This is a genomic window from Streptomyces fulvorobeus (assembly GCF_013167895.1).
Lineage (GTDB): Bacteria > Actinomycetota > Actinomycetes > Streptomycetales > Streptomycetaceae > Streptomyces > Streptomyces fulvorobeus.
Genome location: NZ_BLWC01000001.1, coordinates 6,497,194 through 6,523,265, shown reverse-complemented (window position 1 = coordinate 6,523,265; position 26,072 = coordinate 6,497,194). Strand labels below are relative to the sequence as shown.

At 68.9% G+C, this 26,072-nt stretch carries 28 protein-coding genes and 5 pseudogenes; 12 read left to right on the top strand and 21 right to left on the bottom strand.

Annotated elements, in window-relative coordinates; translation table 11 throughout:
- Together Sfulv_RS29100 and Sfulv_RS29095 are read left to right on the top strand one after the other, a co-directional pair.
- Entirely contained in the window at nucleotides 1-294 is a 294-nt protein-coding gene (locus Sfulv_RS29100) for a hypothetical protein (RefSeq protein ID WP_256669196.1), read from the top strand.
- A 267-nt stretch (nucleotides 295-561) separates the two neighbouring features.
- Nucleotides 562-831 carry a hypothetical protein gene (locus Sfulv_RS29095; protein WP_173317384.1) on the top strand — a complete coding sequence of 90 codons (270 nt, stop codon included), beginning with the start codon at nucleotides 562-564 and terminating at the stop codon, nucleotides 829-831.
- A gap of 330 nt (nucleotides 832-1,161) precedes the next feature.
- Here Sfulv_RS29095 and Sfulv_RS29090 read toward each other — a convergent pair whose 3' ends face one another.
- Together Sfulv_RS29090 and Sfulv_RS29085 are read right to left on the bottom strand one after the other, a co-directional pair.
- On the bottom strand, nucleotides 1,162-1,524 hold the full coding sequence (locus tag Sfulv_RS29090; protein WP_246354202.1) for a hypothetical protein: 363 nt from the start codon (nucleotides 1,522-1,524) through the stop codon (nucleotides 1,162-1,164).
- Between the two features lie 230 nt (nucleotides 1,525-1,754).
- Nucleotides 1,755-1,928, bottom strand: coding sequence for a hypothetical protein (locus Sfulv_RS29085; protein ID WP_173317380.1), 174 nt, complete (start codon nucleotides 1,926-1,928; stop codon nucleotides 1,755-1,757).
- 265 nt (nucleotides 1,929-2,193) lie between these two features.
- Between Sfulv_RS29085 and Sfulv_RS29080 the strand changes: the two genes are divergently transcribed.
- The 4 genes from Sfulv_RS29080 to Sfulv_RS29065 all read left to right on the top strand — a co-directional run bounded on the left by Sfulv_RS29080 (nucleotide 2,194) and on the right by Sfulv_RS29065 (nucleotide 6,631).
- Complete coding sequence (locus tag Sfulv_RS29080) at nucleotides 2,194-4,062, top strand: glycoside hydrolase family 18 chitinase (RefSeq protein ID WP_173317378.1); 1,869 nt, start codon at nucleotides 2,194-2,196, stop codon at nucleotides 4,060-4,062.
- A 333-nt stretch (nucleotides 4,063-4,395) separates the two neighbouring features.
- Nucleotides 4,396-5,175 carry a hypothetical protein gene (locus Sfulv_RS29075; RefSeq protein ID WP_246353291.1) on the top strand — a complete coding sequence of 260 codons (780 nt, stop codon included), beginning with the start codon at nucleotides 4,396-4,398 and terminating at the stop codon, nucleotides 5,173-5,175.
- 94 nt (nucleotides 5,176-5,269) lie between these two features.
- Nucleotides 5,270-5,725, top strand: a complete 456-nt coding sequence (locus Sfulv_RS29070; RefSeq protein ID WP_173317374.1) for a hypothetical protein — start codon at nucleotides 5,270-5,272, stop codon at nucleotides 5,723-5,725.
- 72 nt (nucleotides 5,726-5,797) lie between these two features.
- Nucleotides 5,798-6,631: a transposase family protein gene (locus Sfulv_RS29065; RefSeq protein ID WP_173317372.1), complete on the top strand. Its 834-nt coding sequence runs from the start codon at nucleotides 5,798-5,800 to the stop codon at nucleotides 6,629-6,631.
- A 249-nt stretch (nucleotides 6,632-6,880) separates the two neighbouring features.
- On the opposite strand, the gene Sfulv_RS29060 is transcribed toward Sfulv_RS29065, so the two are convergent.
- A complete protein-coding gene (locus Sfulv_RS29060) occupies nucleotides 6,881-7,237 on the bottom strand; it encodes a hypothetical protein (protein ID WP_173317367.1) in 357 nt (118 codons plus the stop codon).
- A complete protein-coding gene (locus tag Sfulv_RS29055; RefSeq protein ID WP_173317365.1) occupies nucleotides 7,234-7,581 on the bottom strand; it encodes a hypothetical protein in 348 nt (115 codons plus the stop codon). Before Sfulv_RS29055 ends, Sfulv_RS29060 begins: the two co-directional genes overlap by 4 nt.
- Nucleotides 7,582-8,040: 459 nt before the next feature.
- Between Sfulv_RS29055 and Sfulv_RS31040 the strand changes: the two are divergent.
- Nucleotides 8,041-8,198, top strand: a pseudogene (locus Sfulv_RS31040) (IS3 family transposase); the annotation flags it as partial.
- Nucleotides 8,199-8,426: 228 nt separating this feature from the next.
- Here the strand turns inward: Sfulv_RS31040 and Sfulv_RS31035 are convergent.
- The 3 genes and pseudogenes from Sfulv_RS31035 to Sfulv_RS29040 form a co-directional block, all read right to left on the bottom strand.
- Nucleotides 8,427-8,672 carry an NUDIX hydrolase gene (locus Sfulv_RS31035; protein ID WP_256669309.1) on the bottom strand — a complete coding sequence of 82 codons (246 nt, stop codon included), beginning with the start codon at nucleotides 8,670-8,672 and terminating at the stop codon, nucleotides 8,427-8,429.
- Between the two features lie 181 nt (nucleotides 8,673-8,853).
- Nucleotides 8,854-9,357: a class I SAM-dependent methyltransferase gene (locus Sfulv_RS29045; protein WP_305961396.1), complete on the bottom strand. Its 504-nt coding sequence runs from the start codon at nucleotides 9,355-9,357 to the stop codon at nucleotides 8,854-8,856.
- Between the two features lie 224 nt (nucleotides 9,358-9,581).
- Nucleotides 9,582-10,450 (bottom strand): annotated as a pseudogene (locus Sfulv_RS29040) (helix-turn-helix transcriptional regulator).
- A gap of 208 nt (nucleotides 10,451-10,658) precedes the next feature.
- Here Sfulv_RS29040 and Sfulv_RS29035 point away from each other — a divergent pair.
- The gene (locus tag Sfulv_RS29035; protein WP_173317363.1) at nucleotides 10,659-11,357 is read left to right on the top strand and encodes a type 1 glutamine amidotransferase domain-containing protein; all 699 of its coding nucleotides are present in this window, start codon (nucleotides 10,659-10,661) and stop codon (nucleotides 11,355-11,357) included.
- A gap of 103 nt (nucleotides 11,358-11,460) precedes the next feature.
- The gene (locus tag Sfulv_RS29030; protein ID WP_246353288.1) at nucleotides 11,461-11,736 is read left to right on the top strand and encodes an aldehyde dehydrogenase family protein; all 276 of its coding nucleotides are present in this window, start codon (nucleotides 11,461-11,463) and stop codon (nucleotides 11,734-11,736) included.
- A gap of 229 nt (nucleotides 11,737-11,965) precedes the next feature.
- On the opposite strand, the pseudogene Sfulv_RS31660 reads toward Sfulv_RS29030, so the two are convergent.
- From Sfulv_RS31660 to Sfulv_RS29015, 3 genes and pseudogenes are all read right to left on the bottom strand, one after another.
- Nucleotides 11,966-12,295, bottom strand: a pseudogene (locus Sfulv_RS31660) (transposase); the annotation flags it as partial.
- Between the two features lie 237 nt (nucleotides 12,296-12,532).
- Nucleotides 12,533-12,874 (bottom strand): hypothetical protein, encoded by a 342-nt coding sequence (locus tag Sfulv_RS29020; protein WP_173317361.1) that lies wholly within the window; start codon nucleotides 12,872-12,874, stop codon nucleotides 12,533-12,535.
- 203 nt (nucleotides 12,875-13,077) lie between these two features.
- Nucleotides 13,078-13,350 carry a DUF3253 domain-containing protein gene (locus Sfulv_RS29015; protein WP_218578080.1) on the bottom strand — a complete coding sequence of 91 codons (273 nt, stop codon included), beginning with the start codon at nucleotides 13,348-13,350 and terminating at the stop codon, nucleotides 13,078-13,080.
- A 158-nt stretch (nucleotides 13,351-13,508) separates the two neighbouring features.
- Between Sfulv_RS29015 and Sfulv_RS29010 the strand changes: the two genes are divergently transcribed.
- Together Sfulv_RS29010 and Sfulv_RS31030 are read left to right on the top strand one after the other, a co-directional pair.
- Nucleotides 13,509-13,859, top strand: coding sequence for a hypothetical protein (locus tag Sfulv_RS29010; protein ID WP_246353286.1), 351 nt, complete (start codon nucleotides 13,509-13,511; stop codon nucleotides 13,857-13,859).
- Nucleotides 13,860-14,044: 185 nt separating this feature from the next.
- A complete protein-coding gene (locus tag Sfulv_RS31030; protein ID WP_246353284.1) occupies nucleotides 14,045-14,344 on the top strand; it encodes a hypothetical protein in 300 nt (99 codons plus the stop codon).
- Between the two features lie 46 nt (nucleotides 14,345-14,390).
- On the opposite strand, the pseudogene Sfulv_RS29000 reads toward Sfulv_RS31030, so the two are convergent.
- Nucleotides 14,391-14,791, bottom strand: a pseudogene (locus Sfulv_RS29000) (hypothetical protein).
- Nucleotides 14,792-14,858: 67 nt separating this feature from the next.
- Between Sfulv_RS29000 and Sfulv_RS28995 the strand changes: the two are divergent.
- Nucleotides 14,859-16,202 (top strand): IS630 family transposase, encoded by a 1,344-nt coding sequence (locus tag Sfulv_RS28995; RefSeq protein ID WP_218900487.1) that lies wholly within the window; start codon nucleotides 14,859-14,861, stop codon nucleotides 16,200-16,202.
- Between the two features lie 247 nt (nucleotides 16,203-16,449).
- Here Sfulv_RS28995 and Sfulv_RS31325 read toward each other — a convergent pair.
- The 10 genes and pseudogenes from Sfulv_RS31325 to Sfulv_RS28945 all read right to left on the bottom strand — a co-directional run bounded on the left by Sfulv_RS31325 (nucleotide 16,450) and on the right by Sfulv_RS28945 (nucleotide 25,863).
- Nucleotides 16,450-16,958 (bottom strand): annotated as a pseudogene (locus Sfulv_RS31325) (SRPBCC domain-containing protein).
- A complete protein-coding gene (locus Sfulv_RS28985) occupies nucleotides 16,955-17,332 on the bottom strand; it encodes an ArsR/SmtB family transcription factor (protein WP_173317357.1) in 378 nt (125 codons plus the stop codon). Before Sfulv_RS28985 ends, Sfulv_RS31325 begins: the two are co-directional and overlap by 4 nt.
- Nucleotides 17,333-17,721: 389 nt before the next feature.
- Nucleotides 17,722-18,495, bottom strand: a complete 774-nt coding sequence (locus tag Sfulv_RS28980; protein WP_173317354.1) for a transposase — start codon at nucleotides 18,493-18,495, stop codon at nucleotides 17,722-17,724.
- Between the two features lie 613 nt (nucleotides 18,496-19,108).
- The gene (locus tag Sfulv_RS28975; RefSeq protein ID WP_256669190.1) at nucleotides 19,109-20,059 is read right to left on the bottom strand and encodes a PfkB family carbohydrate kinase; all 951 of its coding nucleotides are present in this window, start codon (nucleotides 20,057-20,059) and stop codon (nucleotides 19,109-19,111) included.
- Nucleotides 20,056-21,045: a zinc-dependent alcohol dehydrogenase family protein gene (locus Sfulv_RS28970; RefSeq protein ID WP_173317352.1), complete on the bottom strand. Its 990-nt coding sequence runs from the start codon at nucleotides 21,043-21,045 to the stop codon at nucleotides 20,056-20,058. The genes Sfulv_RS28975 and Sfulv_RS28970 overlap by 4 nt, the downstream gene beginning before the upstream one ends.
- Nucleotides 21,042-21,926: a carbohydrate ABC transporter permease gene (locus Sfulv_RS28965; RefSeq protein WP_173317350.1), complete on the bottom strand. Its 885-nt coding sequence runs from the start codon at nucleotides 21,924-21,926 to the stop codon at nucleotides 21,042-21,044. Before Sfulv_RS28965 ends, Sfulv_RS28970 begins: the two co-directional genes overlap by 4 nt.
- Nucleotides 21,923-22,906 (bottom strand): carbohydrate ABC transporter permease, encoded by a 984-nt coding sequence (locus Sfulv_RS28960; RefSeq protein WP_173317348.1) that lies wholly within the window; start codon nucleotides 22,904-22,906, stop codon nucleotides 21,923-21,925. The genes Sfulv_RS28965 and Sfulv_RS28960 overlap by 4 nt, the downstream gene beginning before the upstream one ends.
- A complete protein-coding gene (locus Sfulv_RS28955; protein WP_173317346.1) occupies nucleotides 22,903-24,270 on the bottom strand; it encodes an ABC transporter substrate-binding protein in 1,368 nt (455 codons plus the stop codon). The genes Sfulv_RS28960 and Sfulv_RS28955 overlap by 4 nt, the downstream gene beginning before the upstream one ends.
- A gap of 85 nt (nucleotides 24,271-24,355) precedes the next feature.
- A complete protein-coding gene (locus Sfulv_RS28950) occupies nucleotides 24,356-25,117 on the bottom strand; it encodes a DeoR/GlpR family DNA-binding transcription regulator (RefSeq protein WP_173317344.1) in 762 nt (253 codons plus the stop codon).
- A gap of 497 nt (nucleotides 25,118-25,614) precedes the next feature.
- Nucleotides 25,615-25,863: a DUF6545 domain-containing protein gene (locus Sfulv_RS28945; protein ID WP_173317342.1), complete on the bottom strand. Its 249-nt coding sequence runs from the start codon at nucleotides 25,861-25,863 to the stop codon at nucleotides 25,615-25,617.
- Nucleotides 25,864-26,072: the final 209 nt, after the last annotated feature.

Below are 26,072 nucleotides of genomic sequence, written 5' to 3'. Positions count from 1 at the left end.
GTGCTGTCCGACCCGGGGGTGCGGAAGGCGCGGGAGCGGGTGGAGGCGGCGGAGACGGAGCTGGGCATGGAGCTGTGCGCCCGTCTCCAGCCGTTCCAGGACCGCTACGACCAGGCCGTGGCGGAGGGCGACACGGACGGGCTCGCCGGGCTCTGCGGGGGCAAGCACGGCCGCTGGGGTCGGATCTGCGTGCTGCCCGAGGGACACGAGACCTCGATGGAGGAATCGCACTGGGGCCGCAACAGCGAGGGCCGGCCGATCGCGTGGGTGGGCAGCGCACCTGACGACTGGTGAGCGGCGGCGGTGAGACCAGCGACAGGACCCCGGGACGCAGGGCGGCCCGGGATCCTTCGCTGTCCGGGGCCAGCGGCACCGCTCCCAGCGTCAGCCGCACTCGCTTCACTCGGGCTGGAATGGGCGGCCACGGAAGGAACCGTGTGATGACTACAGACGCCTCAGAATTTGTGCATCTGTGGTCAGGAAGACCGGCTTTTGTCAGCCGAGTGAGTACAGGGCAGGACGGCGCGGGCCGTCGGGCAACGACGGGATGAGGAGGACTTCATGACGAGGTTGCGCCCCACGAGGCTCTGGCGGGGGCCGGACGGACTGCACTGGGCCGAGACCGGCGAGGACTGGTACGACCGGGAGGCGGAGCGCCGGGTCTACCCGCTCATTGAGGCAGTCCAGGAGCCGGAGACCGGTCGGTGGATGGTCTCACCCACCGGCCACCGCCGGCGCACGGTGGCCGGTCCCCCGGCCCTCGGTGGATACGTCGAGGTGTCCGCGGACCCCCTTGCCGACCCCCAGATCGCGCGCCTTACCACGCGGTAGAGCAGGTGCTGGGTGACTACGAACGGCAGGCCGGGCATCCGCACCCCGATATCGCGGAGCTTCGCGCGGCGTTGGAGGACGTGGCCGCCCTGCCGGAGCAGCTGCGGCGGCGCAGCGCCGGCCGCGTAGCCCAGGCTGCAAGCAGTGGGTTCCACCGCGGGCGCGGCAGCGGTAAGAGAGGCTGATCGAGTTGGCCCCGCACCGGGGTGAGGCCAGCTCGTTCAGGCGAGTTCGCCGAGGAGCGCGTCGATCTCGGCGAGCGGCCTGACCCCCAAACGACTGCGCCCGCCCCGGATTCTCCGGGGCGGGCGCAGTCATCGCGTGAGGTGCTCAGCGCTTGATCGTGACGCAGGGCATGCGGTCGTGTCCCTTGAACTCGACACACAGCCTGCTGCGGTGCGGGAAGCTCTTGTTGATCTTCCACTTCGCGACCTCGAACTTGTGGCCATGCCCCTCGGTGGAGGAGGTGTACGTCCACCCCCGCACCATCCGGACGTAGCTGTCGCCCTTCCAGAGACTGACCCGGGCCTGCGCGCCGGCCTCCCACCCGTCCAGAGTTGCCCGGACCTCCCGCACCTTCAATCCCTCACCGAGGACCCCGATACCGACCGGACCGTCTTCAGTGGTCCCACTGGCGTGGGCGGGGGCCTGCCCCAGACACCCGAGAGCCATCACCGAGACCGTCACACACATGATCCTTCGCATGACGTGCCCAACGCCCCCGCCCCCGCAGGGCACCGAAGGCGACAAGGCCTCACCCGTGAGAGCGAACAGCTCGACCGTGCCCGCCGCACCCGCAGGGACAGCGCAGAGGCATGATGTGCGGTGCCGGACCGGCGAACACTCCTCGCCGGTCCGGCGTTCCCCTCACCGGTCCTGAGCGGATGACGGTCAGGGCCGGTGAGGGCGGTAAGGGCCGTTCCTCAGTCGAGGTCGGCGGAGGCGAGGGCGACCGCGAGGGCCAGGTGGGAAACGGCAGTCAGGCACAGCTCGGCCGCCGTGCTCGGATCGGACGTGGCGGTCGTACGGGCCTCGGCCAGCACCAGCAGCCCGCACACCGCGGCGGCGTCCACCGCCGCGTCCAGGACCTCATCCACGCTCAACTCGCCGCCGGCCGTGAGCTCCAGGTCGGATCCTTTTGGACGGTCCTCGCTGACGCTGGGGGTCCGGCAGGATCCAGTACCCTGCCGGGCCCTCATCAACTTTCCCTTGGTCCAGACCTCTTGACGATTGGTCTAGGCCCTTCTTAGGGTCGCGGCAACACTGCGAGGGTCCCAAGAGCGATCTCGGTGCTCATGGCCGCGCAGTGTTGACGGGCCAGGGACCCCCCTGCCCCTTGGAGCCCCCACTCATGGAGCAGCCTTGAGTACAGAAACGCGATGGCGCCGTGCCAGATCCTCCCAGAGCGCCTCCCTGGGCAGGCGGTCCAAGACCCTCGCGGGAGCCACGGCGCTGCTCGTTCCGCTGGCCGCCATGGTAGGCCTCGCGACCCCGGCAGAGGCCGCGTCCTCAGCCACCGCCGTCTACACCAAGGCATCCGACTGGGGCAGCGGCTTCGAGGGCAAGTGGACGGTGAAAAACACCGGCACCACCACGCTCTCCACCTGGACCGTCGAGTGGGACTTCCCGGCGAACACCAAGGTCACATCCGCCTGGGACGCCACCGTCACCAACTCCGCGAACCGCTGGACCGCCAAGAACCTCGGCTGGAACGGCACCCTCGCCCCCGGTGCGTCCGTCTCCTTCGGATTCAACGGCTCAGGCACTGGCGCGCCCTCCGGCTGCAAGCTCAACGGCAACCCGTGCGACGGTGGCTCCACCAACCCCGGCGACAACGCCCCCTCCGCCCCGGGCAAGCCCACCGCGAGCGACATCACCAACTCCTCGGTGAAGCTGTCCTGGGCGGCCGCCACGGACGACAAGGGCATCAAGAACTACGACGTCAAGCGCGACGGCGCCACGGTCGCAACCGTCACCGGCACCACGTACACCAATACCGGCCTGACCGCCACCACGGACTACAGCTACTCCGTGGTGGCCCGCGACACTGCCGACCAGACGGGCCCGGCCTCGGCCGCCACGACGGTCCGCACCACCGGTAGTGGTGGGGGTGGCGAGAACCCCGGCGGCAACGGGAAGATCAATCTGGGTTACTTCACCAACTGGGGCTCCTACTCGGTGAAGGACCTCGTGACCTCCGGCTCCGCCGAGAAGATCACGCACATCAACTACGCCTTCGGCAACGTGCAGAGCGGTAAGTGCACCATCGGCGACGCGTACGAGGACTACCAGAAGTCCTACAGCGCCGCCCAGTCGGTCGACGGCAAGGCTGATGCTTCGGACCAGCCGCTGCGGGGCCACTTCAACCAGCTGCGCAAGCTGAAGGCGCAGTACCCGAACATCAAGGTCCTGTGGTCCTTCGGCGGCTGGACCTGGTCCGGTGGCTTCGGCCAGGCCGTCCAGAACCCGGCCGCGTTCGCCCAGTCCTGCTACGACCTGGTCGAGGACCCCCGCTGGGCCGATGTCTTCGACGGCATTGACCTCGACTGGGAGTACCCGAACGCGTGCGGGCTGTCCTGCGACACCAGCGGCCCTGCCGCGTTCAAGAACATGATGCAGGCCATGCGGGCCAAGTTCGGCCCGAACAACCTCCTCACCGCGGCCATCACCGCAGACGGCTCCAACGGGGGCAAGCTCGACGCCGCCGACTACGGCGGCGCCGCGCAGTACATCAACTGGTACGACGTGATGACGTACGACTACTTCGGTTCCTGGGCAGCGCAGGGCCCGACGGCCCCGCACTCCCCGCTGACCTCCTACCCGGGCATCCCCGCGCAGGGCTTCAACTCGGCCGACGCCATCGCCAAGCTGAGGGCCAAGGGCGTCCCGGCTTCCAAGCTGCTCCTGGGCATCGGCTTCTACGGCCGCGGCTGGACGGGTGTCACTCAGTCGGCTCCGGGCGGTACGGCGACTGGCCCGGCGGCCGGCGTCGAGCCCGGCAACCAGTACTACAAGGTCCTCAAGACGACGTGCCCGGCCACCGGCACGGTCGGGGGCACGGCGTATGCCCACTGTGGGAAGGACTGGTGGAGCTATGACACTCCGGCGACCGTCGGCACCAAGATGGCGTGGGCCAAGAGCCAGGGCCTGGGCGGCGCGTTCTTCTGGGAGTTCAATGGTGACACGGCAAACGGCGAACTGGTGACGGCCATCAGCAGCGGCCTGAAGTAGTCCCCCGGTACGCCCCCGTGCCCGCCCGTCCCGAGAACAGGGGCAGGCGGGCACGGCACTGTTTGGGGCAGGCGGAGCGGCGCGTCCTGAACGGCTCATGGGTCTGGGAGGGCGACGTTCCCTGAGCCTCCGCCAACTTGAAGTCGCAGGTCAAAGGGCTGGTGTGACCGGTCCTCCGGGTACTCGTGCTGGTCGTGGGCGGTTGTCTGTGGTGTAGATCGTTTGCCAGCGGTCGGCTGTCGGTTCTTGAGGTACGTCTCGTTATGTCGGCCCCTCGCAGAAGGGCGGATTCGCGCCTGGGAGCATGAGCGGATGTCCGAGGAACCGAACCCGATGTCTAGCTTGTGGCCGCTCGTACCGCCTGGGGCCACCGACTGGCTGCTGGAGCTGTGTGGCGACGGCCTAACCGGGTTCATGCCTCCGGCGATGCCCGACGCGGTGTGGGTGCTCAACTCCATGTACGAGCACGAGCATGGACCAACCGAAGTGTCGTACGACGAGTACCACCAGGCACGTCTTGCCGACGGGAGAACCCGGCCCCATATCGTCGCGGGTATCGACCTCGACGCCGTGAGCATCGCCATGGGGGGAGGTCTGGGCCGAGCCCGGCACCCCGGCCCCGGCTGGCGGCGGCTGCGATGGACCGAGCTTGCCCGGCGGACCGGCGACCTGATAGTGCCCGACGGACTGATGCCCTCCTACCGCTGTTTCCCCTCGGCCAAGAAGGAGGGCAGCTGGCCACTGAGCATGATCCCGCCGACCGAAGGAAGCCTGGACCGGGAGACCTGGAACCGGCTGATCGCCACCCTCACCCAGTACAGCCCCGCAGGCCCGGACACCCGCTGCCTTGCCTACTACAACCCGCTGACGCTCGGAGCCACCGACTTCGACAACCTCCACGTGCGTGCGGGCCGGCTCGGCGACGCCGAGCTCCTGTACGACCAGTCCGAAGCAGACTTCAGCCCGTCCAACCTCTGGGCCGATGACCGCTCCTGGGTCCTTTGCACCGACTACGACCTGTGGGCCACCAAGGTCGCCGGTTCACCAGCCCTCATCCACGCATTGCTGAACAACTCCGAAATCGAGGCGGTTCGCCTGCCCTGGGCACACTGATGACGAGCCGCCCTTAGCTCCTTACCCAGCCCTGGAGCGGCGAGCACTCCAGTTCCTGCCCGCCGGGGCCGGACGGCCCTCTACGATCCGGTGCATGCTGGATCCCGAGCTGCTGGAACGGATCACCGCGCGGCGTGCGGAACTGGACGAACTCGAAGAACAGCTGGCCACCCAGCTGGCGGAAGTGCGGGCCGAACGGGACGAACTCGCCGTCGCCGAACGCGTCCTTGAAAGGGTGAGCGAGCAGCTCGCCGAGGAACGCGCCTCCGCCCGACCGATGCCGGGGCAGGTGGGCGGCCGGACGGTGATGCTGATCCCGCACCGCGAACCGGGAGTGGAGGAAGACGCGCTGCCGTGGGACTACCAGCGCATCATCACCGCCGTGCGGCAGGCCGCCGGACCGGTCATGGCCCGCGAGGTCGGCGAGGCAGTGGGGGTGGACGTCAGCGTGAAGGCCAAGCTGCAACCGCTGCGCGGCAAGCTGGTCAGACTCGTCGATCGCGGCTGGCTCCGCAAACTGCCCGACGGCCGGTTCACCACCCGCCTGTGACGAGCAGCACCGCCACTCGGAGCGGCTCAGCATGCGCGTAACCGGGATGCCCCCGGCGGCCGTTGGAATTGTGTGACGAATACCAAAGAGCGCACCGAGGACACCTGCCCGCTTGTCTACCAGTGCCGTCTGCCGCTCTCCACGCGCACCGTCAACCACCTCGCCGACCTACTACGGCGTCATCTGAAGACAATTCGGTCCCGGTGGCGGATCCTGCCACCCGGGAAGATCGCGGTGATCGTCCTGACCGTACTGCGTCACGACCAGCACCTGGCCGACATGGCCGGCGGAAACGGCGTGTCCGAGTCCACGGTCCGCCGCTGGCGCGACGAGCTGATCGGACTGCTCGCCACCCAGGCCCCGCGCCTGGACCGCCCCCTGAAGAAGATCGCCAAGCAGGGCGGGGAGTTGGTCCTGATCGACGGCACCCTCATCCGCACCAGACGCCACACCGGCAAGGCCGATCGGCGGAACTACTCCGGCAAGCACCGAACTCATGGCCTGCACTTCCTCGCCCTGACCGACGAGAACGGGCGCCTGATCTGGATATCCGCCGCGCGGCCTGGCCGCACCCACGACAACACCGCCGCCCGCCACGACCACATCCTGACCCACCTGCGCGCCGCCGGCCTCGGAGCGCTGGCCGACCTCGGCTTCCGCGGCCTGGACAACGACATCCTCGACCCCGTGATCGTCACCGGCTACGCCGCCAGCCGCACCCACAAACTCACCCCAGGCGAGAGGGAAGCCAACCGCGTCCTCGCCGTCGGACGCGCGCCGGTCGAGCACGGCTTCGCCCACCTCAAGAACTGGCGGACCCTCACCAAGCTCCGCACCGACCCCGCCCGCGCCACCCGGCTCCTGCGAGCCCTGCTCGTCTTGACGAACCTCGAAGTCAACCGCTGACGGAGGATTTTCGCCGTGGACTTCCGCCCACGACCAGCATGAGGGCCCCGAGGACCAGTCACACCAGCCCTTTGACCTGCGTCCTCAAGTTGGCGGGGTCTCACGGGAGTGGAGTCCACCGTCAGCCGGTGCACCCGGGAGTGGATTCCATCCGGTGGAATCCAGTCGATGTTCTGCATCCGATGCCGGGCATCGTCCACTGGATGCTGAACATCGTGGATTCCACTCGGTGGGCGATGCCCGGCATCGTCACCACAGCCAGGCACTGGAGTGCCGCATCCGGGACAGGGGGCGAGCATCCCGGCGCGCGGCGGCGTTGCCGATCCGGCTCTGCCGGGAGCGGGGCCGGCGCGACTGCCTTGCGGCAAGGCGGCGCTTCCCGGCGTCCTGGAACCGCCGCCGCTGCTTGTGCAGCTGCAGCTTCTCCGCCACCTTCGACTCCGGCTTCCGCGGCCGCTTCCAGACCGGCTGCCACCCCAGGTCCTGGCCAAGCTCGGGCTCCTGGTTCTCAATGAGCGCGGCGGCCATCTCCTTGTGAGCTGCGCGGGCCCGGTCGAGGGCGTCCTCGAGTCCCGGGATCTCCGGGTTCTCCTCCGGTGTGCTCATGCGACTCCTCCAGTGGGTGTCCGGCCCGGCGTCTGTTGCACGCCGGGCTGCTGGGTGTGCGGTGGCGGGGACGCCGCCGGGGCCGGCTGCGGCGCGGAACGGAGGGCGGCGGCGCGTTCCCGGACACCGTCCTGAAGTTTGGCGGCCATCGTGGCGGCGGCCTCGATCGTGGCCCGGGTCTGCTCCAGCGCGGCGACATCGGTCCCCTGGTCCTGGCCGTGGCCGGCCTTGCGGTCCGTGCGCGACGGATGCGGGCCGCCGAGCACGGCGACGGGGTGCGGGCGGGTACGGGAGCCCAGTCGCTCCGAGCGTCGCGTGGCGTGGACCCGGGCGGTCAGCGACACGGCTGCCGTCCTCGCTCCGCTCACGGAGGCGGACCGGATGCCCACCGCACTGCTCACCTCGATGCAGGCGCCGACGGCCCCATCGAGAGGTGCGGCCAGAACTTCCCGTTCCCCCGGTCAAGACAACGATGACCTATCCGGCCACCGGCACCCCTCAGCAGCCAGCGCAGCGCCACCCGCTTCCCGAGACCACCCCCGCCCCTACGAGGCACCGTACGAGTCGCCACCACCGATTCGGCGAGCTTGCCCTACAACTTGCCTCAGCGGACCGAGCCGGGCGGGCGAAACCGCAGATCAGGTCGGGTGGTCAAGGGACACCGGGCACGCCGACCACTTCCCTGGGAGGCCCCCTGGAAGTACCGACCTGGTTCCGCCGGGTCCCGGAGCCGGCGCACCGGCGGCGAGCGTCGGTTGTAGACGCCCCGCCAGTTGCCGTACCTCTCTGGCAGGTGCACCCATAACGTCCTCGACCGCCCTACCTGGGCCACGCGCCAGGAACTGAGCGCGATCGTCACCTGGATCGAGCGCACCGACCACCGACGTCGGAGACGCCTGGCCCGATTGACCCCGTCGAGTACGAGACCATCATGACCCCAGCCGCAGCTCTGGCTGCATGAAACCGCTGTCAGTCAACCCTGCAGCCGGCCCAAGGGCGCCGCCAGCGGAGGCAGCATTGGCTGAAGGAGGGAGAGAACCTCGGTCCCTTCGTGAACGCGGAGAGTCACGGAAGCCTTGGCTGCGAAAACGTCTTCCAAGCGGGGGCGGTAGAGAGGGTGCAGCCGTTGGAGAGCGTCTTCCACCCCTGCCTATTCGGCAACGCTGGCTTCGGATGTTGGATGCGGCTCTCAGGAGATCGCCGTTGCGATGAAGAGCCCTGCGAGGATGCCCCGGCTTGGATGTTGGTAGACACCCACCAGGCCGTGGACTCGAACGAGGACTCCAGTCGCCTTGTAGGTCTCGCGCTCTGCGGCGTCCTGGAAATCCTCATAAGGGTTGAGTGAGCCCCCTGGAAATTCCCATCGCTCCGGGGAGCGCCGACGGGTGATGAGGACGTGTCCCATGTCGTTGCATGCGACGCACGTCGCGCCCAGGACATATGTTGCGGAAGGCTAAGAGACCTCCCGTTCCTGGTGGTTAGTCACCTCTCCACCTCATCCTGTTGGTTGTGGCAGACCAGGAGGTATCTCCAGAACAGGAGTCGCCGAATGTAGCTCTGTGGAAGGTGAGTGGCCGTATATGCCTTGATTTCAGCAAGGGACATTGCGGGGGGCGCTATGGGGGCCGAAATACCTGCAAGCTCGATCGGGCACGCGGCTTCTCTCGAAAGAACACCACGGTGCGCCATAATGCATTTAACGGGACTGCCCGCACACTCACGGCGTGGTCCCAGAGTGTTGCTTCTCGATAGCAGCCGAGGACTACCAGAACTCCGTTCGGGGTCAGTGATTCGCGGAGTTTCTGGACTGTCTCGATGGGGACGTGTTGGATGCTGGCCAGGCAGGAGATGTAGTCGTACGTCTGAGGCGAAAGAGCCATATGCATGATGTCCGCCTGTTCGAAGTTGATCTGCCCGGGGAAATTGAGTGCAGAAGCCTGCTTCTGAGCAGCGGCGATGACATCGCGCTCCGCGTCAACGGCATCTACCGCGATCCCTCGAAGAGCCAGTTTTTGAGCGAACTTTCCTGCACCGCAGCGCACATCAAGGGCCCTCCGGCAAGGCGTGGGAAGCTCGCGAAGTAAGAGGTCGTGGTAATGATCGTTATGGTTGAATGGCACGGCCCCACCCCCGGCATCCGGCGCCCTGCGCCCGCTGCGCGACCCGGACGCGCCGGCGCTGGACGTGGACGACGGCGGACAAAACTGGGAGTAGCCGGCCAGGGCGGTGGTGAGCGTGCGGGTCCTCGCCTTGTCAGCCGGCGCGCGGCCGTCGCGCGAGCGCAGGTCACAGCACTCGTTCAGATACCAGTGACTTAACGCTGGGTGACCGAAGCTCGCCGGGTTCAGGACTCGCTGTAAGGGACGGTGGACGTGAGCGTCCAGGAGGTGAGGAGGTCGAGTGCATGGCGGGATGGGGAGCCCGCTTCGGTGCTGTAGAGGAAGACAGCTGTCTCAGTGTCTCCGGGGAGGGCGAACGTCTCGTACTGCACGGTCAGCTCGCCGACAAGCGGGTGGAGCAGCCGCTTGGACCCGTGAGTGCGCTGGTGCACGCGGTGCTGCCGCCACCAGCGGTCGAACTCCCTGCTGTGCTCCCTCAGCTCGGTGACGAGGTCCTGGATGGGCTGGTCGTCGGGGGTACGGCCGACGTCGAGGCGGAGGTTTTCCACGGCTGCGCGGGCCTGGAGGTCCCAGTCGACAAAAAGGGTGCGGGCTTCCAGGTCGAGGAGGAGCCACCGTGTGTAGTTGCGTTGAGCTGGCGGCAGGGCGTCGAAGTCGGTGAACAGCGCCTTGGCCATCCGGTTGATGCTCAGGACGTCTCCCCGGCGTCCCAGGACCAGGGCGGGGGTGCCCCCATGGAGTCCAGCAGTTGATGGAGGCCGGAGCGCAGGCGTTGGACGGTTGGCGGACGTCGGCGTCGGGGAGCCGCAGTGGTGGTGCCGATGAGGTCGTTGAGGTGGGCACGGCCAGCGGCGTCGAGTTCCAGTGCCTGGGCCAGTGCTTCGACCACTGCGGGTGAGGGCGTGATGTGGCGTCCCTGTTCGAGGCGCGCGTAGTAGTCGGCGGAGACTCCGGCCAGTCGTGCCACCTCTTCGCGTCGCAGGCCGGGTACGCGACGTACGCGGGTGTCCGGCGGCAGTCCCGCGCGCGCTGGATCGCACTGGGCACGGGCCCGGCGCAGGAAATCGGCGAGTTCGCGGTTCGAGGTGGCCATGGATTCAGTGTGGCCGAATCGCCGCGGCCACGGGCGCCTCAACAGGGACTGTCAGTCCTAGGCAGAGCGGACTCAGGAAGGCCAGGGCCGATGATGGCCGCCTTCGGGCGGCCGGGACGGCCGACAGTGGAAGGGCCGACGGATCAGCCGATCCGACAGCCCGGTCCCACAGGTGACCGGCTGACACCGAGAAGCCGAGGAAACAGTCATGAGTCGCATTCTGATCGTCATGTCCGCAGCCGACGTGTGGGAGCGCACCGACGGCTCGCAGTACCCCACGGGCTATTGGGCGGAGGAGCTCGCCGCGCCGCACGAGGCATTCGTCCGCGCCGGCCACACGGTCGACTTCGCCTCCCCCGGGGGTGTGCTGCAGCCTCTGGACCAGCACAGCGCCGACCCGGCGATCGCCGGTGAGGACTGTGCCCGGCATGTGGCCCACGCGCAGAAGGCGCTCCGCGACTTCGGGCCGCTGCTGAAGCTGGAGGAGGTCTCGGCCTCCGACTACGACGCCGTGGTGCTGCCGGGCGGGCACGGCCCCGTGGTCGACCTCTTCCAGGACGCGAACCTGGGCCGACTGCTGATCGAGACCGACCGCGCCGGCAAGATCGTCGGCGCCGTCTGCCACGGTCCGGCCGCATTGCTGTCCGCGGTCGACGAGCAGGGCAAGTGGATCTTCGCCGGCCGGCGGATGGCTGCGTTCACCGACGAGGAGGAGCGCCTGTTCGGCACCGCCGACAACGCTCCGTGGCTGCTGGCGAGCCGTCTGCGCGAGAGGGGCGCCCGGCATGAGCAGGGCAACCCCTACCAGGTCTTCACCATCCAGGACGCCAACCTCTTCACCGGCCAGAACCCGGCTTCCAGTGCCCCGATGGCCGAAGCGATCAACGCCGCGCTGGCAGCGGGCTGACCCGACCCCTCGCCCCGGGCCGCCGCCGCACACCCCTCCAGGCAGCGGCGGCCCGGGCCGCACCTGTTGCTTTCCCTCCTTCGACGACGGGTGAGAAACCACCATGACGGACCACACGCCACGCCCCTTTGACGTTGATTCTCTGCCGCAGGGGCTGCTGATCGGCGGAAGGTGGCTGCCCGCGACCGGCGGCGCCACGTTCCCCGTGGAGAACCCCGTGACGGGCGAACCGGTGGCCCGGGTCGCCGATGCCGGCACCACGGACGCACTAGACGTCCTCGGCACGGCTGTCGGAGCGCAGCCGCAGTGGGCCGCGACCTCGCCACGGCGGCGGCCGAGTCGCGCAGGCGGGGTCGGGTCCAGCCGAGTGTCTGCTTGAGCATGCGGAAGGTGTGCTCGATGTCGAGCCTTCGCAGGAACGCCGACCAGCACCGGTCGACGTCGGCCGGGGTGGCACCGGTCCTTGACCACCACAGCCAGACCGGCTTGTTCACCCCGCCGGAGGGCAGGTGCTCAACGGCCAGGCGGATGACTGTTCCCTCGATGACCGGCAGCGGGCCGTCGTGCTCCAGCCACGCGGCCCGTTGGGTCAGCCTGGGGCGCAGCCGGTCCCATGCCTGAGCGGTGGCCTTGCCGCAGAGGCGGGTGCCGGTGACCGTAACGGCCTGCTCAGCACCCCAGGTGGACGGGGCGCCGAAGCAGAACTCTCCGCCATGCTTGGGCGGCCGTCCGCCCTTCGGGTGGGCCAGGAGGAGCTCCTCCCGGGAGGGCGCCGGGCGGCGCATCACCCGGTCCGACCGGGTCCGGCCGAGGATCTCGACGGGCAGGCCGGACAGCAAAATGGGTGATGCGCGGGGCGTCGTAGCCGGCGTGCAGCACGACCAAGATCTCCGGGTCCTCCCGGTCCACTGGCCTGCGGCGACGAGCCGTTCGACCACCTCGCAAACCTGACCCCGGCTCCTCCGGGACGAACCGACCCGCTGGGGCCCATCCCTGGGTGCACCGGTCGGCGCCTTCTCGGCGATCTCCCGCGCGAGGTATGTCGGACCTCGCCCCTCATCGGTCCCGTACCGGAGGGCACAGCGGTCCGCTTCGAATTGGCAGGGGTCAGGGACCTGATCGCTCCGCGCACCACGAGCCGGAGCCTCGTACCACGCTCAAGGAGACAACGCGCCTCACGGTGCGCGTCCGCCCTCCTGCCTCTCAGCCTGGTCGAGCTCGTGGAGCCCCCTCTCCCAGCGCAGACGGCGAACCTCGGCAGACTGCTCCCACCAGGGATCACCCCGCTCACCGAGCGCCACCTTCGCGGTGTTCACGCGTTTCCGTGCCCGGCCCTCAGCCTTCGCGTCAGCGGCGCGGCGAGCGGCAGCCACCCCGCGGCGCGCCGCCATCAAATGATGTCGTAGGCGGGAGGCGACGTCCTCGGGGATCTCCGGATCCGTCGCACGCCATCGGCGGTGGTCGACGACCACGTATCTGCCGTCCGGAGTCCGCTCCGGGTCCGCAGGAGGGTTCATCCGGTCGATGCTGTCCTGCGGCTCGGACGGATGACAGCAGGACACGCGGTCAACCGTGACCTTCCTCCTGGTCCAGGGCGCCTCGTTCCTGATCGCGTATCCGTAAGTTCCGGCGCGTACGCGATCCGTCCGCTTCCATGAACTGAAGGTAAGGGGCACCTCATGGCACCCGACCGGCCGAGGCCACACGAGCGGGACGGACCTCAGAGGGCGCGGCGGATGCGGATCGGGCCGCGGACCTTCGAGGGCTCGACGGGGCTACCACCCTGGGTGATCTCCACCGCACCGGCATCGACCAGCCGGTGGGCCGCGCGACGTGCCGGCTCCATCAGCGCGCGCCAGCCGTCGCCCTCCCCTTCGTACACCGCCCGTGCGGCGTCGGAGGGGCAGATCGTGGCTTTCGGGTCACGCCGCTCCAACAGCTCCAGAATGGTCCGTTCCAAGCGTCGGTCCATCTGCCGCTCGTCGTCCTCCACTCCCCCAGTGTCGCACCCTGGAGCAGACGGCCGGAGGCTGTTCTCGCGTACGTTTCCTCCACGACAATCCCGAGGCCAGGACCGCCATCGCCTCGGCCATCGCCGAGGCCGGCGAACGCCTGTCCCGAACGCTCACCGAGCAGGACGACGAACGTGCGGTGACCTGGCGCGACGGCGCACTCAACGCGGAGGACGCCCTCAAGGCCGCTCAGGCCGAGATCCTCACCCAGCGGACCCGCATCGGTGAACTTCTCGGCGAAGTGAGGGACGACACGCAGTCCGAATGGACCGAGGAAGCTATCCAGCGGATCACCACCCTCAAGCAGCAAGTCCGCCAGCACACTGCCGACAACCGCACCCCCGACGAGCGGCTCAAGGCTGCCCGCTCCAACCCCCACGTCCAGGACCGGCGCCTCGCCGACCTCGAAGCACAGATCGCCAACCTGGGGCCATGGCACTCCGCGGCAGCCCCTGGATCAGCCGCCCCGGGTGAGAAGCGCGGCCCGTGACACCATGCGCGCATGCATTTCGAGCTCGCCCCACCCATCGGCGTCGGACCCCTGCAGATTGGCATGTCGCGCCAGGCTGCGAACAGCGCACTGGACTCGCTGCGGGAACCAGCGGCCCTGTCCCGTCCGATCAAGCGGGTCAGCACATCTTCAGGCCAAGCGGCCTGATGATCAGTATCGGGTGCGTGCGTGACCAGCTGGAGGCCGTGGAGCTGGGACGCCCCTCTGGGCCGTCCGACGTCGTGTTCTTCCGTGGAATCGACGTCTTCGGTGTGCGGGCCCGTGAGGTCGTGACCCGAATGTCGGACCTCACGGCCATCGTCGCCGACGACGAGAACCCCGCGTCATTCGTCGCGCCAGACCTGCTGCTCAGCTTTTGGCGCCCCTTTGACGGCGACGATCAGCCGGACGACGAACAGGGCTACTACTTCAACTCCGTGTTGTTGGCCCGGCCCGGCTACTACGACGGTCCCAATGAGGTCTAGATGATCAATTCCAAGGGGTGCCTGCGGAGGGGGTGGGGGTGGGCGGTCAGGCGTCGGGGGGGATTTCGGGGTGTGTGAACCGCACGGGCTCGTCCAACGACCGAGCGTAGGTGATTTCGGCTCGGGTGCTGTCTCCGATGTAGTCGCCGACTACGAGCACCTCATCAGCGAGCCGGATCTTCGCCCGGTGCGGATCGTCGAGTCGCACCTTCAGCGCCTCGACCTCGACCTCGACCTCGACAAGATCGGACCGAAGTCCGTGCTGCGACTTCATGTCACAACCCGGCTTGACGACATTCTTTCCGGCTTCGGTCTCCCGCAGATCGGCCTCGGTCATCTCGGTCATGCACGGGTGGAGCCGCAGATCACGACGGTACGGGGGAGACTCAGCTGCTTCTTCGCGTCGGCGAGTTTCTCCTCCGGGGTGGACGGTTGCGGGTATGACACTGGTTCATCCTGGATCATCTAGTGTGATGCGCCAGAAGTTCTGAGGGTTAGTAAGTACCCTGTTGCCATGTCGCATTCGGGGCCTTCTGCTGTGGCGATCGCGTTGTCCGAGGCCGAGCGTGCCGAGTTGTTGCGCCGGACAGAGGTGCCGCACGGGCGCTCGGCTGAGAAGGCCCACATCATCTTGGCGTGTGCTGACGGCCTGTCAGGCGCGGGTGTCGCGCGGCTCGTGGGTGTCCAGGCCAAGACGGTCGGCAAGTGGCGTCGGGCTTTCGCGGCGGAGCAGATTGCCGGGCTTGAGGACGCCGGCTGGATTGGCCGGCCGAAGGCCGACTTGATTCTCGACGATGCTGAGCGCGGGCAGCTGCAGCAGTGGGCGCGGCGGGCCAGGACCGCCCAGTTCCTCGCGTTGCGAGCCAAGATCGTGCTGCGCTGTGCGGAGGGCGGGACGAACCAGCAGGCCGCGGCCGACCTCGGCATCGACAGGTCGACCGTGGACCGCTGGCGGGCCCGGTTCACCGCGAAGCGCCTCGATGGTCTGCATGACGAGCCACGCTCGGGCCGGCCGCCTTCGATCCTCCTCGACCAGGTCGAGGAGGTCGTCGTGGCCACCCTGGAGTCGGTCCCGGGCCAGGACACGCACTGGTCGCGGGCCTCGATGGCCCAGCGCACCGGCCTGTCGAAGTCGACGATCGGGCGAATCTGGAAACGGTTCGACCTCAAGCCCCACCTGCAGGACTCCTTCAAGCTGTCCACCGATCCGCAGTTCGTCGCCAAGGTCGTCGACGTTGTCGGCCTGTACCACCACCCGCCCGAAAAGGCGGTCGTGCTCTGCGTGGACGAGAAGAGCCAGATCCAGGCGCTGGACCGGTCCCAGCCGGTGCTGCCAATGATGCCGGGCATGCCCGAACGCCGCACCCACGACTATCTGAGGCACGGCATCACCAGCCTGTTCGCCGCCTTCAACATCGCCGACGGTACCGTCATATCGGCACTGCACCGCCGCCACCGAGCGATCGAGTTCAAGAAGTTCCTGATACGGATCGACAAGGCGGTGCCCGCCGGACTCGACGTGCATTTGGTCTGTGACAACTACGCCACCCACAACACCGCCGAGGTCCGGACATGGCTCGGCAAACACCCCCGCTTCCACGTCCATTTCACCCCCACCGGCTCCTCTTGGATGAACCAGGTGGAGCGGTGGTTCGGCCTGCTGACCGACAAGCTCATCCGCCGCGGCGTCCACAGGTCCGTGAAAGCCCTGGAGGACGACATCACTGCGTGGATCGACACCTGGAACGAGGATCCGCGGCCCTTCACCTGGACCAAGACAGCCGACGAGATTCTCAACTCTCTCGCCGACTACCTCACCAAGGTCGGAACCACCGGCCAGAAAACAGAGCAGAACTAACCCTCAAGATTTCTGGCGCATCACACTAGTGCTGTGACCTCATAGGTTCGCCGGGTTGGTGGTTGGGGCGGTTGGATGTGCGGTGATGCCCGATGCCGTCTGGTGGAGGTGCGGTGGCCGAGCCCTGTCCGTGTGCGCAGACTGACCGACCAGGAAAGGCAGAGGCTGCTGCAGGTTGTGCGCCGGGGCAGCAGCCCGCCGGCGTCCGACAGAAATGCAGCCCTCGTACTTGGCGTCCTCGTCGGGCTCAGCTGAACATGTCGAGGTAGTGCTGTGCGTGGACCGGGTGGTAGTCGCCGAAGTCGACGGATGCCGGGTCACCGCCGGTCTCGGCGACGACGAGCCGGTCAAGGTAGTAGTCCCAGCCGGGGCCGACTCCGCCCGCCATCGCTGGGTCGTCGCCGACGGTCTGGGTGAAGGTGAGTGTGGTGGTGCCCTCGTGCTCAACGAGCGTGAGAGTCATGTGCCAGATGAGTTCCTGGCCGGGCACCTGCGACTTGAGGACCAGACGGTGGGGGCCTGGCACTCCTGGATGGTGAGGAGCTCGGCCTGGTGCTCGTCGCCTTCGTAGAGCATCCGGAAGTCGACCGAGCCGGTCGACGGGTCGCCAATCCATTCGCCGATCCATCGGGCCAGACGGTCCGGCTCGGTAACCGCCGCCCAGACGTCCTTGATGCCGGCCCGGAAGGTGCGGTCGAAGGCGATGCTGTCCAGGCCGTCGACGGTCACGCGACGCCCGGTGGGGGTACTGGTCATGCGGATTCCTCCTGAGGTCTTCCGGTGCCGGGATCTGCGTCGGTGCCGGCCCGGCGGTCGTGGACGGTTCTGCGGACCTCCAGGTCGAGGGCGTCGAAGGCGCTCGCGGGGATCGGAGGGCGGCGCCCGGCGAGCTCGTCGAGCAGGACGCGGACCGGGGCGAGGCCCGCGCGGGCGAGCGCGTAGTGGCGCTCGCGCCCGTGGTCCTCGACGGTGACCAACCCTGCCTCGGTGAGGAGTCGCAGATGTTTGCTCACCGCGGGCCGGCTGATCGGGTGCTGTGCGGCAAGGTCGACCACTCGGGCCGAGCCGGAGGCGAGTGCGCGCAGCAGGTCACGGCGTACGGGGTCGGCCAGGGCGATGAACGGGTCCACCCCTTATTGGTAACCTATTGGATACCAATCGGCAAGTCCTCGACTCCACACCTCCGGAAGTCCCCGAACAAGGAAGCGACCTCCCGGCGGGCCACTCCCCGCACCCGGCGCAGCGTGACCAGCACGATGAGTACGGCAATGCCTTCCACCAGGGCGGCACGTGCATCTGCGACCTCATCGAGGGGGCCACCCTCCGGACGCGACTACTACTGACCGCTCCCGCACCGACCGTGCCCCGGGCCTCTCGGTCAGGCCCGTCGTCGGCCGAACGCGGGCGCGCCCCTGCGACACGGAGTGAAAGGCGTCTGCACCCCCTCCCTCTTGCGCACGTTCTAGAGGTTGTCCCGTAAATGATCTGAGGTGTGCAGGATGACCTGCTCGTTTGCCTGTCATCTGGTGAGGGTGAGGTTGTACAGGCGTGCGATGCCGAGCATGGCGTGGTGGACGCCTTCGCCTTTGAGTCGGCAGTCGCGCAGGATCTTCCGGCTCTTCATGCGGGCGAAGGTGTGCTCGACGCGGGCGCGGGCCTTGCGGTGGGAGGCGTTGTGTTCCTCCTTCCAGGCCGGCAGTTCTTCATTGTTGTGTCGACGGTAGTGCGGGATTGTCAGACCGGTGCCCCGGTAGCCGCCGTCGGCGATCACGGTGGGGGTGGTTCCGACGGCGGTCTTCGTGCCGGAGTCTTCCCAGGCCCGGCAGTCGTTGCGGTTGCCGGGCAGCGGCTTGCCGACGGCGACGACCAGACGGGTGTCGGCGTCGATGACGACCTGATGGTTGGTGGAGTAGCGGTAGTTCTTGCTGGAGGCGGCCACGGTCCGGTCGCGGGTGGGGACCAGCGTGCCGTCCACGATGAGCACGGTGTTCTTGCGGAACCGCCGTCGGGGCTGGAGCGCGAGAGCCGGTCCGAGGTGGTCCACGATCCGGTCGGCCGCCGACTTGGAGACGCCGAACAGCAGGGCGAGCTGGCGCAGGGTGAGGTTGGTGCGCCAGTACGCGGCCACCAGCAGCACCCGGTCCTCGAGCGGCAGCGACCACGGCCGGCCCTTGCGGACCGGATCGGCTCCCTCGCGCCGCAACGCGGTGATCAACTTGCTGAACTGCCGCGGACTCAGCCCGGTGAACGGACCTGTCCACGAGGGCTCCGACGCCATGATCACACCAGCCACGGCAAGATCATCTCACCTCTGACCAGCAGTTACGGGACAACCTCTAGGAGAGCGACAGAAGGCCAGTGGTGTCGACCTTGACGATCTGAGCGGTGTCGATCCCTCCCAGCTCCGCCAAGTAGCACGGGGCGGCGCGATGCCTCGCGAATGAGGGTGAAAGCAGGGCCGGGCTGTGCTTGCGTCGCCCGATGCAGTAAGAGAGCGTCAGCCCCGCGAGGTTCTGACCTGCATAAACGCGAGAGTCGACCCGACCCGGGGATTGGGATGATCCGACCAGCCTGGAACCCGGTTCAAGTCGCGCCCGGTGAGTCCGGTTTCGCCAGATGATCCAGCGGCGGATCACGCTGCCTGCTCTTCGTGGCCGATGTGATCGGTGCGGTCGATGGTGGCCGCACAACGGCGCGCCTGCGGGCGGGAGTTGGGCTTGGCGCCTACGACGGATCTGCTGGGCGACGTCGCTGGCGAAACCCGGTCGCGCGCCGCCGCGGACCTCGTGCGCTCCTTCGCGGGCGGGGCGTGCGAAGGCGGCTTGAGCCGCACGGCTATGGCGGCCGGGCGAGCCTGATCCCCAGGTCCGCCCGGCCGCCGGGCCGGTGTTCTGTTGAGCTGCGGCTCAGCTACGGGCCGGCTGCGACACCGAAGGCTCGGTACCGGCGCGCCCGCACACCGAGGCCGCGACCCCGGCAGCGAAGGCGAGCGTCTCCCGCACCTGCTCCTGGCTGAGCGCCGGGGCGGCGCCCACCCGGTGCGCGCCCGAGGTGATGAGGGCGCTGAGCACGGCTGCCGTGAAAGCGTCCCCGGCGCCGATGGTGTTCACCACGTCCACCGGGACCGCCGGCACCGAGACCGGGGGCCCGGTCGGCGGGTACGCCGTGCTGCCGCCGGCGCCGCGGGTCAGCACCACCAGACGGCCGCCCGCGGCCAGTGACCGGCAGGTGGCCTCCGGTTCGGCGTCCGGCCACAGCCGGGCCAGGTCCTCGTCGCTGGCCTTGACGACATGCGCCAGGTCGCACAGTTCACGCAGCCGGGCGTGGCCGTGGTCCGGGCCCAGCGTGCGGTCCTGGCGGACATTGGGGTCGACGACGAGCAGCGAGCTCTCGGCCGCCGCGCGGGCGGTCGCCGCCACCGCCTCGGCCGCCGGTGCGACGACGGCGGCGAGCCCGCCGACGTACACCGCCGCGAAACGGGAGACCTCGGCGGTCCGTTCGGGCAGCTCGAACGTGGCGGTGTCCTGGAGGTGGAAGTGGTAGCCGGTGCCGTGCGCGCCCGGGTCGGCGACCGCCAGGGCGGTGGGGTGCGTGGAGCGCGCGGTGAGCGTCAGGCCGACGCCCGCCGCCTCCAGCCGCGCCTCGATGGTGCGCGCGAACCCGTCGGCGCCGAGCCCCCCGGCGAAGGAGACCGGGGTCCCCAGCCGGGCCAGCGCGACGGCGACGTTGGCCGGCGCCCCGCCGGGCTGGGCGCGCAGCAGGTCGGCCGCGTCCTCGGCGTCCGGCCCCGGCGGCGCGGGGACCAGGTCGATGAGGGCCTCGCCCATCACCAGGACGGCGTCGGGGCCGCCGGTCACGGCTGGACCACGATCTTGCGGCCCTGGCCCGCCTTGAACTGGTCGATGGCCTGCGGGTACTGCTCCAGCGGCAGCCGGTCGCTGATGAACACCGCCGGGTCGAGGACTCCGGCGGCGAACAGCGCGGCGGCCCGCTCGAAGCTGTGCAGGACCGCCATGGAACCGGCGATGGTGATCTCCTGGTTGTAGATCCGGTACGGCTCGATGACCGCCGTCGTGGCGTAGTCCGCGACACCGAACTGCAGGAACGTGCCGCCCTTGGCAACGCGGCCGATGCCGTCCTGGATGGCCCGCGCGTTGCCGGTCGCGTCGATGACGACGTCCCAGCCGCGCGGCTGGTCCAGTTCGTCCGCGGCGGCGCCCGACCGGGAGCAGCCGAGCAGGTCCGCGGTGGCGAGCCGGTCCGGGTTGACATCGAGAACATCGACGGCCGCCGCTCCGGTGCGTTTGGCGAGCTCCAGCATCATGAGGCCCATCGTTCCCGAGCCGTAGATCAGCACCTCGACGCCGAGGTTGCCGCGCAGGACGTCGTAGCCGCGTACGGCGCACGACAGCGGCTCGATCAGCGCCGCGTCCCTGACGTCGATGTGCTCGGGCAGCCGTACGCAGTTGGCGACGGGCGCCACCGCGAACTCGGCCGCGCCGCCGGCCACGGTCACGCCGATGGCCGCCCACCGGTCGCAGAGGTTGCCTCGGCCGGAGCGGCAGTAGCGGCATTCGTGGCAGTGCAGGGAGGGGTCGACCGCGACCCGGTCACCGACGGCCAGTTCGGTCACGTCCGCGCCGACGCCGACGATCTCACCGGCGAACTCGTGCCCGGGGACGATCGGCAGGGTGGGCGCGAACTCGCCCTGCAGGATGTGCAGATCGGTACCGCACAGCCCGCAGGAGGCGACCTTCACGACGACCTCACGGCGGCCGGGCGTCGGGTCCGGGACGGTCGTGACGGACACCTTGCCGGGGGCTTCGACGATCGCTGCTCTCATTTCACAGCTCCAAGCGACAGGCCCTGGACGAGTTTGTCCTGGGCGGCGAAACCGGCGGCGAGCACCGGCAGGGAAACGACGACGGAGGCGGCGCACAGCTGGGCGAGGAACAGGCCCTGGCTGGTGACGAAGCCCGTCAGATAGACGGGGGCGGTCTGGGCGACCACCCCGGTGAGGACCCGGGCGAAGAGCAGTTCGTTCCAGCTGAAGATGAAGCAGATCAGCGCGGTGGCGGCGATCCCGGGGGCCGCGATCGGTGCCACCACCCGGAAGAGGATCGCCGGCAGCCGGGCGCCGTCCATCTGCGCGGCCTCGATGATGGACACCGGCACGTCGGCGAGGAAGGACTGCATCATCCACACCGCGATCGGAAGGTTCATCGAGGTGTAGAGGATGACGAGCAGCCAGACGTTGTCCAGCATCCCGACGTTCTTGGCGAACAGATAGACCGGCAGCAGCCCGGCGACGACCGGCAGCATCTTGGTGGACAGGAAGAAGAACATCACGTCGGTCCACTTGCGGACCCGCCTGATGGACAGCGCATACGCCGCGGGCAGCGCCAGGACCAGGACGAAGAGCGTGGAGAAGAGGCTGGCGGTGACGGAGTTGATCAGCGGCGGCCAGGGGCTGGCGCCGGCGCTGAAGAACTCCCGGTAGCCGTCGAGCGTCAGCGGCGCCAGGATCGACGGCGGGTTGGTCGCCGCGTCCGGCTCCGAGTGCAGCGAGGTGAGCAGCATCCACAGTGCGGGCAGGCAGAAGGCGATGCCCGCCACCCAGGCCAGCAGGCCGAGCGCGCCGGAACGCCGGTTGCCGCGGCGCGCGGTGGGCGCGAGGACGCGTGGGGTCACGGTGGGGGCGGGTGGGGCGGCCGGGGCGGTCATGCGCGGTTCGCCTCCTCGTTAAAGAGAGACGAGACGACGCGCAGCGCGAAGGTGGCGATCACGATCGTGCCGAGCACGACGACGACTCCCGCGGCTGACGCCAGCCCGTACTCGTGGGCCTGGTAGAAGGTCTGGTAGATGGTGTACGGAAGGTTGGCGGTGCCGAGTCCGCCCGAGGTGATGGTGAACACGGCGTCGAAGTTCTGGACGATGTAGACGGAGCCCAGCAGGATGCCCAGTTCGAGGTAGCGGCGCAGGTGGGGCAGTGTCAGATAGCGGAAGATCTGCCAGGGGCTCGCGCCGTCCAGCCGGGCCGCCTCCATCATGTCGACGGGCCTGCTCTGCAGCCCGGCGAGCAGGATCAGCATCATGAACGGCGTCCACTGCCAGATGAGGGCGATCTCCACCGCGGCCAGCGGCATCTGCGACGTCCACTCCGGCTGGGCCGGTGAGGAGTCGCCGAAGAGCCCGGCGATCCACGCCCAGGCCCCGTTGAGGAGACCGTACTCCGGGTTGTACAGGGCGTGCTTCCACAGCAGTGCGGCGGAGACGGGCACGATCAGGAAGGGCGTGATGAGCAGGGTGCGCACGAAACCCCGGCCGAAGAAGGTCCGGTCGAGCAGCAGGGCCAGGAGCAGTCCCGCCACCACGCTGACGATCACCACCGTGACGGTGAGCAGCACGGTGGTGAGCACCGATTCGCGCAGCGCCGCGTCGGTTGCCACCGACTGGTAATTGGACAGTCCGGTGAAGGCCCGATCGTCGGGGTCGAGCGAGTTCCAGTCGAAGAGCGAGATCACCAGCGTCGCCACGAAGGGCAGTTGGGTGACGACGATCAGGAAGATCAGGGCGGGCATGAGGGGGGCGCGGGTGGCCCAGGCGCGAGCCCGCCCGGACCGGACACGGACGGGCGCGGCCGGTTCGGTGGAGCGCGCGGGGCGCGCGGGTGCTTGCGGCGGCGTGCCGACGGGGGCGCTCATCGGTACTCCTCGGCGACCTTCTCGGCCAGTTTCTGCGAGGCGCGCAGGGCCTGGTCCACCGATTGGTGTCCCGCGATGGCCTCGCTGATCTCCTGGGCGACCTTGGTGCCGAGGTCGGTGAACTCGGGCACGCCGACGAACTGGATGCCGGCCGTGGGGCGGGGCTGGACGCCGGGATTGCGCGGCTGGGCGCTCGCTATCGCCTGGTGGGTGACCTCGGCGAAGGCCGAAGCGGCCTTGCGGTACTCGGGGTGGGCGTAGGTCGAGGCCCGTTTGCCGGCCGGCACATTGGCCCAGCCCGCCTGCTGACCCGCCAGCGTCTCGTACTCCTTGCCGGACGCCCAGGAGATGAACTCCCATGCCTTGTCGTGCTTCTTGGACGCCTCCTGCATGCCCCACGCCCAGGTGTAGAGCCAGCCGGAGCTCTCGGTCCTGTCCACGGGTGCCGGTACGTAGCCGATCTTCCCCTTGACCGGTGAGCCCTCGGCCTCCAGCGACCCGGCGCCCGCGGTGGCGTCGTACCACATCGCCGAATTGCCCTGCGTCATGTTGTTGAGGCACTCGGCGTAGCCGGCCTGCGCCGCCCCGGCCTCGCCGTGTTCCCGCACGAGGTCGACGTAGAACTTGGTGGCCTTCTTGAACTCCGGTGCGGTCAGGCGCGGTTCCCAGTCCTCGGTGAACCAGGTGCCGCCCATGGTGTTGACGACCGTGGTGAGCGGTGCGATGACCTCGCCCCAGCCGGGCAGGCCGCGCAGGCAGATGCCCTTCATCCCGCCCTGCGCGCCGTCCGCCTCGGCCGCGAGGTCGGCGACCTGCTGCCAGGTGGGTTTCGGCGGCATTTTCAGTCCCTTCTCGGCGAAGACGTCCTTGCGGTACATCAGGAAGGAGGACTCGCCGTAGAAGGGCTCGGCGTAGAGCTTGCCGTCCTCGGCGGTGAGCGAGTCGCGCAGGGGCTTGAGGATGTCGTCCTGGTCGAAGGCGGTGTCCTGGGCGGCGTAGTCGTCGAGTTGGCGCAGCCAGCCGTTCTTCGCGAAGAACGGCACTTCGAAGTTGCTGATGGTGGCCACGTCGTACTGGCCCGCCTGGTTGGAGAAGTCCTGGCTGATCTTGTCGCGTACGTCGTTCTCCGGCAGCACCGTGAAGTTGATCTTGATACCGGTCTCCTTGGTGAAGTGCTCGGCGGTGAGCTTCTGCAACTCGACCATCTGCGGGTTGTTCACCATGAGTACGTTCAGGGCGTCACCGCCGCCGAAGGAGGTGCCGCCGGCTCCGGCGCACCCGGCGACGAGCGTCATCACCGCCACGACGGCTGTGCCCGGGCCGACACGCGCGCCTGGGCCGCGTGGTCGTTGCTTGAGGTGCATGGGTTCTCCCGGTGGTTGAGCATGGCGGACCGGCCCCCGGCGGTCGGGGGCACAGTCCGGTGGGGGGACGTGAGGGGCTGCGGGGTCAGACGCGGATGACCTGCGGGCCCAGGAGCGAGTAGCGCTGCGCCTCCGCCGAGGGCAGCCCCGCGTCGGTGACGATCGCCTCGAAGTCGCCGACCTCGGCGTACCGGCAGAAGCTCACCGCGCCGAATTTCGTGTGGACGCCGACGAACACCCGCCTGCGCGCGCTGCGCATGGCCTGCGCCTTGACTTCGCCGACGGCCGGGTCGGGGGTTGTCAGACCGTATTCGCGCGAGATCCCGTTCGCGCCGACGTACGCCAGGTCGATGACGAAGTCGGCGAGCATCCTGGTCGCCCAGTGGTCGACGGTGGCCATGGTGGAGCCGCGGACCCGGCCACCGAGCAGCAGCACGCTGGTCTTCTCCGCGTCCGCCAGCACCGTCGCCACGGCGAGCGAGGCGGTCACCACCGTCAACGGCCGGTCGCGCGGCAGTGCCTTGGCCACGAGCTGCGGGGTGAAGCCCTCGTCGATGAACACGGTCTCCGCGTCACCGAGCAGTTCGGCCGCGGCCGCCCCGATCCGTGACTTCTGCGGCACCAGGCGGGTGATGCGGGTGGCGAGGGTGGTCTCGAACCCGGCGCTCTCCACCGGATAGGCGCCGCCGTGCGTGCGCCGCACCAGGCCGTGTTCCTCCAGTGCGCGAAGGTCGCGGCGGACGGTCTCCCTGGCCACCATCAGCTCCACGGCCAGCGCGGTCACGCCGACCGATCCGTCGCGTCTGGCAACCTCCAGGATGGCCCGTCGGCGTTCGTCGGTGTCCACGACCCACACTTCCCTGTTTCTTCTGCTGCCCGTTGATGCGGCCCGGCGTCCGTTCGGGCCCGTGCGTCGTTTGTACAAGGAGGCGACCCGCCGCGACCAGCGTCTTCGCCAGACGTACTGCGCCCGTTCGTGCCCGCTTCGCCAATATCGTCGTCGCTGGTCACCTGGACGGTCGTGCGACGGGCCGCCGCCGGTGCTGCCCGGTTGGGCGCCTGGGCGTGCCCGTTTGGCGCCCGATGCGATGCGGGCGCCGGTGCGCGGCACGGGAATCGGGGGCGGCGCGGCTGACTTGACGACGTAGGGGACGGCCCGTGAACGGCGGGAGCGCCCGGTCCGTATTGCTACCGATCATCCCGTCTGGTCCTTGACGCACCCGACGGGACCTGGAAGCACGGGAATGACCGGTAGAGCCCGGATCGGCGCACCGGGACACAAGGAGGGCCCGGCTCGGGCAACCGGGCGGGGAACGAAGCCGGTTGCGTCGTTCTGCCGGACCGTCACCTCCGGCAGCCATAGGGCTCCGCGTGCCGGTGGAGTCGCTGGAACTCCTCCGCCACGTTCTCCAGCCACGTCAGCTCGTCCCAGAAGTCCGCCCCCGCCTGCGCCGTGCCCTGCGCGTAGGGCTGAAGCGCCCGCTGCCCGTCCCGGATCTCGATGAGGATGCGGTAGAGGCGGGTCTGGAGATCGCGGATCCATACCCGGCCGGGGCCCTCGTGGACCGGTGCACGCCGGGTTCCAAGGTGCACGTCGTGTCCGACGCGGACGGACCGCCTCCACGCGTCGGGCTCTCCGCGGCCAACACTCTCTCGGGCTCGCCGCAGCAATCTGCCGCTACAAACGTTTCCTCAAACCGACCATGAGGACTCCACCCAAGGGCGAGATACCGCGCACTGGGCCCCGACCGCCGCCGCACCCCACGGGCAACACAGGTCGATGCGGGCACGAGAACCACAAG

What these genes read in the sequence shown, in the direction of transcription:
- Sfulv_RS29095 (WP_173317384.1), top strand. Translation starts at nt 562, where the DNA reads ATGACGAGGTTGCGCCCCACGAGGCTCTGGCGGGGGCCGGACGGACTG.
- Sfulv_RS29090 (WP_246354202.1), bottom strand. Translation starts at nt 1,524, where the DNA reads ATGTGTGTGACGGTCTCGGTGATGGCTCTCGGGTGTCTGGGGCAGGCC.
- Sfulv_RS29075 (WP_246353291.1), top strand. Translation starts at nt 4,396, where the DNA reads ATGTCTAGCTTGTGGCCGCTCGTACCGCCTGGGGCCACCGACTGGCTG.
- Sfulv_RS29070 (WP_173317374.1), top strand. Translation starts at nt 5,270, where the DNA reads ATGCTGGATCCCGAGCTGCTGGAACGGATCACCGCGCGGCGTGCGGAA.
- Sfulv_RS29060 (WP_173317367.1), bottom strand. Translation starts at nt 7,237, where the DNA reads ATGAGCACACCGGAGGAGAACCCGGAGATCCCGGGACTCGAGGACGCC.
- Sfulv_RS29035 (WP_173317363.1), top strand. Translation starts at nt 10,659, where the DNA reads ATGAGTCGCATTCTGATCGTCATGTCCGCAGCCGACGTGTGGGAGCGC.
- Sfulv_RS29030 (WP_246353288.1), top strand. Translation starts at nt 11,461, where the DNA reads ATGACGGACCACACGCCACGCCCCTTTGACGTTGATTCTCTGCCGCAG.
- Sfulv_RS29020 (WP_173317361.1), bottom strand. Translation starts at nt 12,874, where the DNA reads ATGAACCCTCCTGCGGACCCGGAGCGGACTCCGGACGGCAGATACGTG.
- Sfulv_RS28995 (WP_218900487.1), top strand. Translation starts at nt 14,859, where the DNA reads ATGTCGCATTCGGGGCCTTCTGCTGTGGCGATCGCGTTGTCCGAGGCC.
- Sfulv_RS28970 (WP_173317352.1), bottom strand. Translation starts at nt 21,045, where the DNA reads ATGAGAGCAGCGATCGTCGAAGCCCCCGGCAAGGTGTCCGTCACGACC.
- Sfulv_RS28965 (WP_173317350.1), bottom strand. Translation starts at nt 21,926, where the DNA reads ATGACCGCCCCGGCCGCCCCACCCGCCCCCACCGTGACCCCACGCGTC.
- Sfulv_RS28960 (WP_173317348.1), bottom strand. Translation starts at nt 22,906, where the DNA reads ATGAGCGCCCCCGTCGGCACGCCGCCGCAAGCACCCGCGCGCCCCGCG.
- Sfulv_RS28955 (WP_173317346.1), bottom strand. Translation starts at nt 24,270, where the DNA reads ATGCACCTCAAGCAACGACCACGCGGCCCAGGCGCGCGTGTCGGCCCG.